Raw genomic sequence first — 11,751 nt, forward strand, 5'->3', positions numbered from 1 at the left:
AAATGGCTCTTTACCAAATACGATGCCTTTGGCAGAATTACTTACAGAGGGATTAAAGTCTCGACAAGCAACAGACAAACTCTTCAAGATGGTGCCGATGCGCATGGGACCACCTTTGAAGAAAGAGGACCTGCATTAGATAAAGGCGGGATTACGATCTACTATACCGATAACACCTACCCTAGTATTGATCTAACTGGTGGCGGATCTGATGAGATTCTAACTGTTAGCTATTACGATTCTTATGTGGATCAGGACGGTTTAAGTATACCTGCCTCAAATAGGTTTTCTGAAAATATCACAAATGCTACACAAGGCCTAGCAACGGTTAGTAAGACAAGGGTTCTTGATCATGATGATTGGATTACCACAGTCAATGGGTATGACCAAGAAGGAAGAGTGGTTTACTCAGCTTCCAAGAATAATTACCTCAATACTACCGACATCTCTGAGTCCAATATAGACTTTACAGGGAAAGTACTGGAGTCCAAAAGTTCGCACACTAGAGCCAGTAATGCGCCAGTAATTACCAATGAGTACTTCACTTATGATCATATGGCCAGGCCTCTAACTCATCAACAGGCCATCAATGCCAATCCGTGGACAACCCTTTCTTCCTTGGAATATGATAAACTTGGGCAAAATACTGTCAAATATGTTGGGGACTCCATACAAACGGTAAATTACACATACAATATCAGGGGATGGTTAAAATCAATCAATGATCCTAACAATCTAGGGAATGATTTATTCGCCTTTCAAATTAATTACAACGATCCTCAGAACTTTGGAGCTGGTGAAAACCCCCAAGCCCTCTTTAATGGAAACATCTCCCAAACACTCTGGAACTCGGCCAGCGTCAACAATACAGGGAATCCAGTGAGTAACCGCTACTCCTATACTTATGATGCCTTAAACCGTATTAAGACTGCGACTGACAATACCTCGAACTATAATGTCTCCAATATCACTTATGATAAAATGGGGAATATCGAAACTCTGTCTCGTAATGGATTCCAAGATGGAACATTTGCCAATATGGATGTACTCACTTATGGATACGACAGTGGCAATAAACTCCTCAGTGTAAACGATACTGGTCATAAAGACTACGGTTTTATTGACAAAACAAATTCCAGCAATGAATACACCTATGATCTAAATGGGAACATGATTACCGATTCCAATAAAGGAATTACTGGTATTACTTACAATCACCTAAACCTGCCAACCTCTGTGAATATCAATGGAGGAACCATCAACTACGTCTATGATGCTACCGGTATTAAACTAAAAAAGACAGTAAGCACTGGTACATCAACTGACTATGCCGGAATATATATCTATGAAGATGAAAACCTCTCTTTTTTCTCACATCCAGAAGGATATGTGGATGCTCAAGACAACTTCCTACTTGTTTATCAAAACAGAGATCATCTAGGAAGTAATAGACTCAGCTTCTCAGACTCAGATAATAATGGAACACCTGAAATTGTAGAAGAAAATAACTACTACCCCTTTGGACATAAACATCAAGGATATAACAGTCAATCATATCCGAATGGTAATAACTCAGCACTGAAATTCAGTTACAATGGCAAGGAAGAACAAACTGAACTCAATTTAGATTGGTATGATTATGGAGCTAGAAACTACGATGCCGCAATAGGTAGATGGATGAATATTGATGCTGCAGCACAAGAGGCCTTTGACTTGACTCCATTTAGATATGCTGCAAATAATCCAGTTTACTTTGTAGACCCTGATGGATTATTTGAATTTAAATTTAAAGTAAATGACAATGGAGAAAGAAGGCTCTATTTAGAAAAATCTACAGATGAAAAGGCTCCTGAGCAAAACTTAGAAACGCTTATGAAGGAAACCGGATTATCCAAATCTCAATTAAAGAGAATGCTTGGAGGTAAAAAGGGACTAAGTTCCTTTCTTGAGAGTAACAATGGTATCGCTGTAACTGAATTAAAGGGTAGATTTGGTAAAATAGCTCAAGAAGCCGAAAGGGTTGACGCTTTAAATTACGGAAGTGATCTAACGGAAGGTGGTAATTGCATGAGTTGCAGTCATAGCTTAGCATCAACCCGGAAAGTTCAAACAAAGGATGCAGATCCTCTAGGATTTTTTCCTGGCCTCCCAAACTTTGACTTTAAAACTATTCTTAAAAATGAATACAAAAACATTGAAAATGGAAAAGAAAGGACTGGTGATATTGTAAGATATGCTAATAATTCAGACATTAGAGTGACCACTCACACGGCAACTCTATTATTAACTAATTCCACCAAAGGTAGACAAGTTTTTTACAAGAAAGACGGATCTTCATCTGGAACATATAATATAAATTTCGAGTCTACGATGCTTTCAAAGAACCCAGGATATGGTAAAACTCAAGGCGCTCCCGGAGACAAAAGTGCTTTTTATAGATATGTCCCACCCTCTGAACCTAATGAAGAAAAAGAGTAAATAATGAAATGTTTAATAGTTCTAATTATTTGTTTTTACACAGCAAATATTTTTAGTCAAAGAAAGCTTCTCTATTTTGATTCTACAACCCAAGAACCAAATCCAATAACCGTTTGGGATAAAAAGAGAATACGTAAAGGAGATACAATATATTTTCCAAGTCTGCAACTAACTCAATTTTATTCCGTTGAGAATGGAAAAGAAATATTCTATGAGGACAAGAAAATATTTTCTCAAGCCCAATTTCAACTTTCCCCTAATGAAAAAATTTTCACCGAATTATTTAATTATCAATACCTTATAATCAGCCTTTATCGAAATCAACACTTCATTCAAAGTTCGACTATCAAACGAGATAAATGTTACATTATAGATTATAAAAATGACCCCTCAAGTGTTTATATACTTGATTTAGATAATAATATTTTAGCCATTTCAAAAGAAAACGCGGCCTCATTTAAGAACAAAAGTGTTTTTTTCATTCAAGAAATAAACATTACTAAAGAGTACGTAGTCATAATGAACTCAAACAGTCGATTACTTAAGTTCCCATTAGAAAAAAAAGACAACTTTCTTGTTAATTAAGTCATATTAAGAGGTGAAAAATCATTAAAATATATCTAGTTACTGAACTAATATCTGATCACAGACCTAATCAATTAAAATTGTGATTGTTGCAGCAAGATTGAGGTAATATCTATTAGTCATTTTCTTTTCATCGAAAACCCTATAATCTTCAACACTTTCTAACGTTATAATAACACCAATTCTAACGCATGAAACGCCCCATTTCTGCACTGTTGGTGTTAACCCTACTATCCTGTTCCGAGATCATTGGAATTGAGGATATTTCGGACGAAACAGTGCTCTTACAATCTCCGGTCGAAGGTGCCGAGGTAACGGACTCGATTACCTCCCTTTCCTGGTCCAAAATCGATCAGGTCAACACCTATTTGGTCCAATTGAGTAAGCCCAATTTTACGGCTTCCTCCAAGGTACTTTTAGACAGTCTGGTTACCCTGGATTCCACCAATACCCAAGGCTTCATTGAAATCCCGTTGGACTCTTCAGCCTATGAGTGGCGAGTCAAGGGCATGAACGATGGGTATGAAACCGCATACAGCAGCGCCCGTTTTGCCGTTAGTTATGTCGGCGTCTCGGACTCGACGCCGGACATCAGCCAATCGACCTTAGAACTCTTGGCACCCCAAAGTGATGCTGTGGTTTCGACCACCACTCTCGAATTCAATTGGAACGCCGTGGCCAATGCCACCTCCTACCAGTTACAAGTGGCTACACCTAGCTTTGATAATGCCAGCCAGATTGTACTGGATCAAATCATTGAGGTCAGCGATGAAGGAGACCCCACCAAAGTCGCTGCAGAGCTTTCGGACGCCTCCTATGAATGGAGAATCAGAGCCTTTAACAGCAGCTCTGAAGTCTATTCCGAAGTCATCGCCTTTAGTGTTTCTACCCAATAAGTAACCCATGAAAAAATCAGTAAAAACCTATGTTTTACTGGCCCTGGTGATTGGCATCTGGGGTATTTTTCTGGTGCGCTTAATCAAGACCTTATACCCCGAGCAAAAACCTTTGCCTAGCTCCAAAGCTATCGCATACAGGTCCGCTTCTTCCGAACAAAAAGAAACCGCCGAATTAAAACTCAATTACCGCGATCCTTTTCTGGGTAAGACCATCAGCACCCAGACCCAAAAAGCGAAAAAACAAGCGGTGCAAAAAGCCAAAGTGGTTGTAAACACCTTGCTCGATAAAGTCAGCTACCAAGGCTTTATTGGAGGAAAAAAGACCAAAGACCACCACTTCTTTATTTCGATCGAAGGCACCCAAGAACTGTTTCAGGTTGGGGATGTCATTAAGGGAATCAAACTCATCTCAGGGAATGCCTCCCAAGTCATCCTGCGGCAAAACGGAGTTTCCAAGACCATAAAAATCACCCAATAAATGCGACTCAAGGCCGGGGCATTACAGTTGGTATTGTTCATCGGAGTGCTCGTCTGTGTTCTCCTGATGGCTTTCGTCTTGCTGATCAGTACCAAGAGTCAGTTCCAGGCCAAACAAAACGTCTTGATCACCCTTATTAAACAAGGGCAAAACCTCCCCTCTACTCCCCCATCCCATCACTGGGGACTCTTCGAAAAAAGCACCCAAAACCCTTCTTTTAAAAAGGTAAAATGGAAAGGCCTTTCCCTAGTGGGAAGTACTGCCGAACCCAAGACTGCGCTCTATTTAAAAGACCAGGGATTTCCTGTAGTATTAGCCGGAAATGCCCGAATTGAGGGCAATGCCTTCCTACCAGAGCGAGGCATTAAAAGAGGGAACATTCGTGGTCTGGGCTACCTAGGCGATTACCTGGTCTACGGCGATCAAAAACAAAGTCGAAAATCCCTTCCCCAACTGTCTCCTGGGAGCAGAGATCAATTGGAAGACCTTTATGGAGATTATTCCAGGGGTATCCGATTGACCAACATACCGGCAGAACTAAGTGCTTCTTATACCGAAGAAACCCAGCGAATAGAAGGCGATATGATCCTTCTAAACAACCAAAAGCTAAAAGGGAACATCCTGGTTCAGGCATCCAATAAGATCATTGTGGGCAAAAGATCCGAGCTCTTTGGAGTGGTGCTCATCGCCCCAAAAATCGAAATTCAAAGCGATGTCTACGGGGCTTTCCAAGCCTTCGCCACTGAGCAAATCCAAGTGGGTAATAGAGTGGAATTGGCCTTCCCTTCGGTACTGTGTGTTTACCAACAGTCGGCTCCTCCCGAAGAGACCGTACCCCCAATTAAATTGGCCTTGGGCGAGGGATCGAATATCCGAGGAAGTCTATTGTACATCGAAAGAACCGGTGTTGAAAAGATTGACCACAATCCCGACATCCAAATCCCTGAAAACAGCCGAGTAGACGGCCAGGTATATTGCCAAGGCAGTTTGGACCTACAAGGTCAGGTCAATGGAATAGTTTACACCTCCCTGTTTCAAACCTTTCAAAACGGTTCCAATTATATCAACCACCTGTTCAATGGGCAAATCAATCGAGCTGCCCTGCCCGAAGAATACGCGGGAATTTCCATCGGGAATCAGAACCAAAAAGCAAGAGCGCAATGGTTGGATTAAAAAGAAAACTCCCCGCCTCTACCCTGATGGAAACCATGGTTTCCACGGTTTTGCTGGTGGTGATTTTTATGGTCTCCAGTATGATCCTGAATAACCTTTTTCAGAACCAACTGGACGTACAAAAAGAAAAAGTCCAGCACCGTTTAGAAGTATTGGCCTACCAATACCGCCACAACGAATTACCTAAAAACTATACCGAAGAACTTGGCGACTGGCAGATCAGGCTTGAACCCAAGGGTTCTGCCCCTCAGCTGATTGCCCAGAGCACCAAGAACCAAGAACAAATCACGATTGAACTCCAATGAGTAAAGCGAAAAAAATACCGGCTTTTAGCATACAGGAATCCCTGGTCGTCCTGGTGATCACCGTCGTTGTGGTTGGACTGGCTTTTTCGGTATTGCGCCTAATTAATGGACAAATGATCGGGATGCAATCGGCTTTAAATGAAGGAATGCAGACCGACAAAGTCGAGGAGCTTCTTTGGATACGCTTTAACAAGGCAGACCGGGTTTACTTCCAGGACAACAAGTTGGAGTTAGAGGGAGTGACTCGGAACCATACCCTGCTACTTAACCGAACCCATTTGGTTATGGAACAAGATTCCCTGCCTATAGAATTGGACAGTGTTCGAGCTTACTTTAAAGGAAAACCTACCCAAAGTGGAGAAATCGATGCCCTGGAGCTCTTTTGCAACAATGGGTTAAGGCAAATTTTCGTTAATAAAGCAAACGCAGCCACCAGCTACCTGAACTAGATGGGAATTCGTATTGAACATACCAAAGCAGTCGTCAAAGAGACCGGCCCGTCAGGAATTGAAGAGTTCCTGAAAAGGGACATCAAGCTGTTTGGAGGCGGAGTCAATTCAAAGAAGAAAGAGCTTTTTACGCCCAACTTTCGACCCTCCTGGAAGCCGGCATACAACTCCGAGATGCCCTAGTGATCATGGAGCAAAATGCCAAGGCCAAAGAAAAGGAATCCTTCTTAGAACTTATTGAGCAACTGGATACGGGCTATTCCCTGGCTGAAGCATTTGAAAACGGAAAGAACTTTGGCAACTACGAGCGTTTAGCCATTGAGATCGGTGAAAAAACCGGTCACCTGCCAAGTGGCCCAGCAATTAGCCGACTACTACCAAAAACGCAACGGACGTAAACGCCAGATCATTGGTGCCCTCACCTACCCCCTCATCATTCTGTGTACAGCGGTATTGGTGGTGGTCTTTATGCTCCGGATGGTGGTGCCTATGTTTGAAGATATATTTCGTCAAAACGGGGTGGATTTACCCTGGATCACCCAACTGATTGTCGGGCTTTCGCAATTTCTGGAATCCTACGGCAGCCTTTTAGTCCTTGTTGGTATTGGCGGCTTTTTCGGGATTCGTTTCGCTTTAAAAAGACGGGAAGTATTAGAAATCTGGCAAAAAACCTTGCTCAAACTACCTGTATTAGGGCCTTTTGTACGCCTCTTGCACATCTCTAAATTCACCCAAACACTCAGTCTTTTAACCAGCTCTAAAATCCCTTTTTTAACGGCGATTCAGATGGTCAAGGACACCAGTGAATTCTTGCCTTTAAAATTGGCTTTGGAAAAGATGGAACTCGCCATCACTAAAGGGGACGGACTGTATAAAGGAATTATCGCCTCTGGATTTTTTGACCAAAAAATGAGTTCCATGGTCAAGGTGGCTGAAGAAACCAACAAAACCGAGTACGTCTTCGAAAAACTCAGTACTCAGTACAATGCCGATATTCAGCAAAAGTCCAAGATGCTTTCGACTCTCCTGGAGCCCTTTATCATCATCCTGGTCGGACTCTTTGTGGGGGTTATCCTTATTGCGATGTACTTGCCGATGTTTAAGTTGAGTACTGTTTTGGGGTAAATCAGACAGATCGGTCTAATTGTACAGAAATCTACCCCTCAAAAAACATCTGTTTTCTTATTTTCCCAGGATTTTGTTCTTGGATGGGTTAAGTAAATAAGCTGTTCAGGAAGATAATTGAACCAAACACCACTCATTATGAATACCATCCCAGAGGATATCCTGGCGTGGCTAGAAGCCAATGCCTTTTTAATGTCAACAATAGCGGTTCTAATCGCTATCATCTCTACCAGTAATTCTATTTGGAAGACTAGAAAGCTTCGAAGAATGAAGGACTATCGAATAGCGAATCTGTGGAATTTATACTTCTCTCTTAGAGGAAAATACAACCTAGGGATGCAAAAGAAGCAGTTTATTGAAACTTGGGAACTATTAGCGCTTAAGGATGTAGCTCGGGATGTAATTTCAGAGCTAGCCAATCTCACGAAATGCGATCATGTTGAATTTACCCGATGGGCGGATGCTGGCAGGTTGAACTCTTTCTGGGAAATCGAGGAAATTGGATTACATGTAAAAAAGAAACCCGTTTACAAGTTAGCCCGGTCCAATTATTTCTATTACAACTATGCAAAGGACGAGAATAAGAGTTTCTTAAAATCACTTTTACCCCTTTTAAGAAGGCCAAAAGACTATGATGGAAAAATTTTTAATATTGTTCATATTAAGGACATTCTTATCGATCAAAAGGCAAATGAAGAAAGGTTACTGGAATTGATAAAAGAAGCTCAGAAAAAGAATGAGCTCACACTTGCAAACCCAATAGATACAAATAAAAAAGACGGAAAAAAAGGAGACTATAGATCGGATAAATAGTCTAAAGGTTAAAGAATTGTAGGATCATTATTCCCCCTTAACCGCAATCACATCGATCTCGATCATGGCTCCCGCCGCCAAGCCAGCCGCTGCATAGGTCGTTCTGGCCGGTTTCTTCTTAAAGTACTTCACGTAGACTTCATTGAAGGCCTTAAAATCATTGATATCGCTGAGGATAACGGTACACTTGACCACATTGTCCAGGGTCATTCCGTGGTACTTCAGCACCGCTTCTATATTCTTGATCACTTGCTCGGTTTCGCCTTGGATTCCACCGGGGGCCATACGCCCCGCAGCGCGATCCATCCCGATCTGACCTGCTAGGTAAAAGGTATTCCCCGCTTGTACCGCTTCGCTAAAGGGCGCTGAAGCCTTGCTGGGTTCTCTGGCTTGTGGAAGATGATGGTGGATTTTTCTTGAGCCGATAGAGTAAAGGTCATGGCCAGAAGTGTTAGGCACAAAAAAAAGCGAGAGATAGTGGATTTCATAAGGCAAAGTCTAGAAATGAATATTCCCTAATGTACTAAGCTGTTCAAAAATTCTGAAATTCAAAGGGTAAAAAAGTAGAACCAAAAGAAAACCCCAGCTATAGAGCTTGGGTTTTCTTTTTACCGTATTGCTTGGTTATTTCACCGTAAAGTTGAAAACCACAGGCTTAATTCCCCCTTTGGCTCCAATAGGTCTCACCGAGAGCTCTATACTATAAGTGCCCGGTATAATCCTACTAATTCCTCCCTTTTTAAGCATTTGCATTTCTTCTTCTTCCATGGGATTCTCCGCTAATGTGCCAACAAAATCAAAGGCTTCCGCAGAAAGACTATACTCTCCCGGGAAGTAAGGAATGGGATTTTTGCGAATGACGTTCTTTACCAGGCGACCATTCCGTTTTACAACCGTTTTAAACTCGTAAAAAACGACTTTGCGTTTACCTGATTCATCTTGGTAGAACCCAACCAGATTATCGGCTTCAAACTCAAAATTGAGTCTGTACTTTCCTTCCTTAAACTCACTTAACAGATGTACCGCAGAGGCATTTTTAAGCTCTAAAGTGGTTTTAGATTTTCCATTCAGGCTGAGTCTTCCCTCTACCGATTGAGCTTGTAGATTTAAAGCCAATAAAAACACAATAGCAAATAGTATTCTTTTCATTTCTAAATAATTAAAACTGATTCCAATTGTTTATCACCCCTTTGTTGAAAGAATACTTAAATGGTTAACAAGGTGATCTAATTTCTACTTGAGACAGGTAAATCAATCTAATATACCAGAACTCCGGTATTGTTCTCCCTTGCTTTTAAGTCTTGATTTGTACACATCAAGAAATCTAAGCACATGAAAAAATCAATTCTGTTTCTATTTGTAATTCTGGCGCATACCATGGGCCTTGGACAAAGTAAAACCGTTAAATACAAAAGAGCGGATGGCTATGAAGTCACGGTAAGCAAAGACAAAGTGGTCGCCACAAAAACCAATAAAGACGGCTCCTCAGAAACCATCACCCTTTCCACCGATGGCCTTTCCGCCAATCATGTCTTTGAAGTGGTTTATAAGGATAAATACAGCAGAGAAATCCGAAAAGAGACCTACAAAGAAGACCTGAAATTCAATGTCAAAGGAGAGATCACCCATTTGGGTAGTAAAAGAATGCGAAAAGGCAAAAAGAACAGGAAGATCTCCATAAATCCCAAGGGGCAACTCACCCGCTTAGAAGAGCACCTAGGCGGGAAGAAATGGCGCAAATACAAACGCAATAGCAAAGGACAGCTAGTGGATGATAACGATAAAACCATCGAGAGCTCCGATGTGAAATGTCTAGAAAGTGAGTATGTGGGTGGTAAGCTAAAGACCTTCCGGTCCATCCTTTCAGAAGGCAAAAGTAAATGGGACGAAGCGAATAAACCAAAGGATGAGGACGCCAGCACACAGGATGATGGCCCAATTCAATTTGGTTTAAGCCCCGAAAAGCTCGCTAAATACAGAGAAGCAACGAAAGAACTTTACGAAACGGTTTGTAGCGATGCCCCGCGTTTTGCCGAAGAGGGAGTAAGCGAAGATGATTTTTTCTTTCGTGGTCGTATCGGTTTAGCCCTGGGGGCAGAAGGAGACTTTTTTGCGTTCACCTATACCGCTGCCGTTGGCTATGATGACGAAGTCGCCGAAGGCATCCGTTTTGGAGGCGAATTAGGGTACACCCATTACGTCGGTAAAGAGACGGATTTCGGGAAAGTTGATGGTGTAGGGTTCGTACCAATAAAGGCCCGAGCTACGATCGACCTTTCGGAATACCTCAATTTGGATGGCCTCAGTGCTTCCGGTGGTTTAGGCTACGCGTTTGGAACAACCGAAGGGATTGATGGCGGGATCAATTACGACATTGGAATCGGATACCGAATCAAAGAAGCGAACCTCAAAAGTGCCTGCCAGTGGGACTTGACCTTTGATTACGACTCGATCAATATTCAAAATGGCGCCTTTAATTCGGTGGCCTTTGGCATACGCGTTAGCAAGTAAGTCGTGAATGAAGAACCTGTCACTGATCAGTCATCCTTCCAATTGACTTTTCAGGAAAGAGCCCCGCAGAGACGGGGCTTTTTTTGGTTCTATATGGTTACAATGCCGTAATTTTATTCAACGCCTGCCTATGAATCGATTTCCTTTCATCTACTTGTTCATCTGTACTTTCCTATTCGTAGCGGACCAGGAAGAAGTGAGTATTCAAGGGCATTGGAGGCTTTATAAAACTGATCAGGGTTTTCCCAATGGCTATCAAGAACTTCTTCTAACCGATACCGGTGTCTATGGCATTATCGAAGGAATAATGCGCAGTCCAATTGAATACTATACCGTCGGTGAGAACAGTCTGTCTTTCAAGGACCCAGTAAATCCTGCTGGAACAGAAACACAGGTAGAATTCGAACTGAAAAAAGACACACTTACCCTCTATTTTGAGCATCAGGAAGCGATATACCTGGCCTTAAAGGACAGCCTTAATCTGCAACAATTCATTAGTGACGAAATCACAGAAGAGCAGTTCATGAAGGCTTACTTTGCAAGACGAACGAAGTTCTTTAATGGTCTGAAAGAGGGCAATAAATAGTAAGATTCCTTGCAAGCCAAAATCACTTATCAATTCTCCGGTAAAGTCTGGAAAAGCGGCGAAAACGCAGGTTGGGTTTTTGTTTCCTTACCCAAGGATATCGCCAAAGAAATCCGCAAAACCCTGCAATGGCAGGAAGAAGGCTGGGGACGTATGAAGGCCACTGCAATCACCAAACACAAAGAGTGGGAAACTGCCATTTGGTTTGATAAAAAACAAGACACCTACCTCCTGCCCCTCAAGGCCGAAATCCGCAAAAAAGCCCAAATTGAATTAGGCGACATCATTGAGGTGGAGGTAAAACTCTAAGGCTTCACTTGCCCAGACCGGGTCAAGAACCTTAATTTAG

Annotated in this window: 16 protein-coding genes; 14 read left to right on the forward strand and 2 right to left on the reverse strand. The window is 42.0% G+C overall.

All coding sequences use genetic code 11. The annotated features are described in order from the left end of the window. The 11 genes from BST99_RS05840 to BST99_RS05890 all read left to right on the forward strand — a co-directional run. Nucleotides 1–2,478 (forward strand): RHS repeat domain-containing protein (locus tag BST99_RS05840; RefSeq protein WP_105000968.1); only part of this gene is annotated, 2,478 nt, incomplete at its 5' end. A gap of 3 nt (nt 2,479–2,481) precedes the next feature. Continuing rightward, the gene (locus BST99_RS05845) at nt 2,482–3,063 is read left to right on the forward strand and encodes a hypothetical protein (protein WP_105000969.1); all 582 of its coding nucleotides are present in this window, start codon (nt 2,482–2,484) and stop codon (nt 3,061–3,063) included. A gap of 191 nt (nt 3,064–3,254) precedes the next feature. Beyond that, nucleotides 3,255–3,959 (forward strand): hypothetical protein, encoded by a 705-nt coding sequence (locus BST99_RS05850; RefSeq protein WP_105000970.1) that lies wholly within the window; start codon nt 3,255–3,257, stop codon nt 3,957–3,959. A 7-nt stretch (nt 3,960–3,966) separates the two neighbouring features. Beyond that, nucleotides 3,967–4,440: a hypothetical protein gene (locus BST99_RS05855; protein ID WP_105000971.1), complete on the forward strand. Its 474-nt coding sequence runs from the start codon at nt 3,967–3,969 to the stop codon at nt 4,438–4,440. After that, nucleotides 4,441–5,613 (forward strand): hypothetical protein, encoded by a 1,173-nt coding sequence (locus BST99_RS05860; RefSeq protein WP_105000972.1) that lies wholly within the window; start codon nt 4,441–4,443, stop codon nt 5,611–5,613. Next, entirely contained in the window at nt 5,601–5,918 is a 318-nt protein-coding gene (locus BST99_RS05865; protein ID WP_105000973.1) for a hypothetical protein, read from the forward strand. The genes BST99_RS05860 and BST99_RS05865 overlap by 13 nt, the downstream gene beginning before the upstream one ends. After that, entirely contained in the window at nt 5,915–6,367 is a 453-nt protein-coding gene (locus BST99_RS05870) for a hypothetical protein (protein WP_105000974.1), read from the forward strand. The genes BST99_RS05865 and BST99_RS05870 overlap by 4 nt, the downstream gene beginning before the upstream one ends. Further along, the gene (locus BST99_RS05875; protein WP_105000975.1) at nt 6,368–6,550 is read left to right on the forward strand and encodes a hypothetical protein; all 183 of its coding nucleotides are present in this window, start codon (nt 6,368–6,370) and stop codon (nt 6,548–6,550) included. It abuts the gene before it with no gap. Next, nucleotides 6,550–6,765 (forward strand): hypothetical protein, encoded by a 216-nt coding sequence (locus BST99_RS05880; RefSeq protein ID WP_262494650.1) that lies wholly within the window; start codon nt 6,550–6,552, stop codon nt 6,763–6,765. The genes BST99_RS05875 and BST99_RS05880 overlap by 1 nt, the downstream gene beginning before the upstream one ends. After that, the gene (locus BST99_RS14785; protein ID WP_181044167.1) at nt 6,719–7,492 is read left to right on the forward strand and encodes a type II secretion system F family protein; all 774 of its coding nucleotides are present in this window, start codon (nt 6,719–6,721) and stop codon (nt 7,490–7,492) included. The genes BST99_RS05880 and BST99_RS14785 overlap by 47 nt, the downstream gene beginning before the upstream one ends. Nucleotides 7,493–7,630: 138 nt before the next feature. Continuing rightward, entirely contained in the window at nt 7,631–8,305 is a 675-nt protein-coding gene (locus BST99_RS05890) for a hypothetical protein (protein WP_105000978.1), read from the forward strand. Nucleotides 8,306–8,332: 27 nt separating this feature from the next. On the opposite strand, the gene BST99_RS05895 is transcribed toward BST99_RS05890, so the two are convergent. Beyond that, a complete protein-coding gene (locus BST99_RS05895; protein WP_245916197.1) occupies nt 8,333–8,764 on the reverse strand; it encodes a Rid family detoxifying hydrolase in 432 nt (143 codons plus the stop codon). A 165-nt stretch (nt 8,765–8,929) separates the two neighbouring features. Next, nucleotides 8,930–9,454, reverse strand: coding sequence for a hypothetical protein (locus BST99_RS05900; RefSeq protein ID WP_146106221.1), 525 nt, complete (start codon nt 9,452–9,454; stop codon nt 8,930–8,932). A 183-nt stretch (nt 9,455–9,637) separates the two neighbouring features. Between BST99_RS05900 and BST99_RS05905 the strand changes: the two genes are divergently transcribed. From BST99_RS05905 to BST99_RS05915, 3 genes are all read left to right on the forward strand, one after another. After that, complete coding sequence (locus BST99_RS05905) at nt 9,638–10,816, forward strand: hypothetical protein (RefSeq protein ID WP_146106222.1); 1,179 nt, start codon at nt 9,638–9,640, stop codon at nt 10,814–10,816. 130 nt (nt 10,817–10,946) lie between these two features. Next, nucleotides 10,947–11,402, forward strand: coding sequence for a hypothetical protein (locus tag BST99_RS05910; protein WP_105000981.1), 456 nt, complete (start codon nt 10,947–10,949; stop codon nt 11,400–11,402). Nucleotides 11,403–11,411: 9 nt separating this feature from the next. Further along, entirely contained in the window at nt 11,412–11,711 is a 300-nt protein-coding gene (locus BST99_RS05915; RefSeq protein WP_105000982.1) for a DUF1905 domain-containing protein, read from the forward strand. Nucleotides 11,712–11,751 lie beyond the last annotated feature (40 nt).

The organism is Aureicoccus marinus, assembly GCF_002954325.1.
Taxonomy (GTDB): Bacteria; Bacteroidota; Bacteroidia; order Flavobacteriales; family Flavobacteriaceae; genus Aureicoccus; species Aureicoccus marinus.

Coding starts and splice junctions, on each gene's coding strand:
- BST99_RS05845 (WP_105000969.1), top strand. CDS start 2,482: ATGAAATGTTTAATAGTTCTAATTATTTGTTTTTACACAGCAAATATT.
- BST99_RS05850 (WP_105000970.1), top strand. CDS start 3,255: ATGAAACGCCCCATTTCTGCACTGTTGGTGTTAACCCTACTATCCTGT.
- BST99_RS05855 (WP_105000971.1), top strand. CDS start 3,967: ATGAAAAAATCAGTAAAAACCTATGTTTTACTGGCCCTGGTGATTGGC.
- BST99_RS05860 (WP_105000972.1), top strand. CDS start 4,441: ATGCGACTCAAGGCCGGGGCATTACAGTTGGTATTGTTCATCGGAGTG.
- BST99_RS05865 (WP_105000973.1), top strand. CDS start 5,601: ATGGTTGGATTAAAAAGAAAACTCCCCGCCTCTACCCTGATGGAAACC.
- BST99_RS05870 (WP_105000974.1), top strand. CDS start 5,915: ATGAGTAAAGCGAAAAAAATACCGGCTTTTAGCATACAGGAATCCCTG.
- BST99_RS05875 (WP_105000975.1), top strand. CDS start 6,368: ATGGGAATTCGTATTGAACATACCAAAGCAGTCGTCAAAGAGACCGGC.
- BST99_RS05890 (WP_105000978.1), top strand. CDS start 7,631: ATGAATACCATCCCAGAGGATATCCTGGCGTGGCTAGAAGCCAATGCC.
- BST99_RS05900 (WP_146106221.1), bottom strand. CDS start 9,454: ATGAAAAGAATACTATTTGCTATTGTGTTTTTATTGGCTTTAAATCTA.
- BST99_RS05905 (WP_146106222.1), top strand. CDS start 9,638: ATGAAAAAATCAATTCTGTTTCTATTTGTAATTCTGGCGCATACCATG.
- BST99_RS05910 (WP_105000981.1), top strand. CDS start 10,947: ATGAATCGATTTCCTTTCATCTACTTGTTCATCTGTACTTTCCTATTC.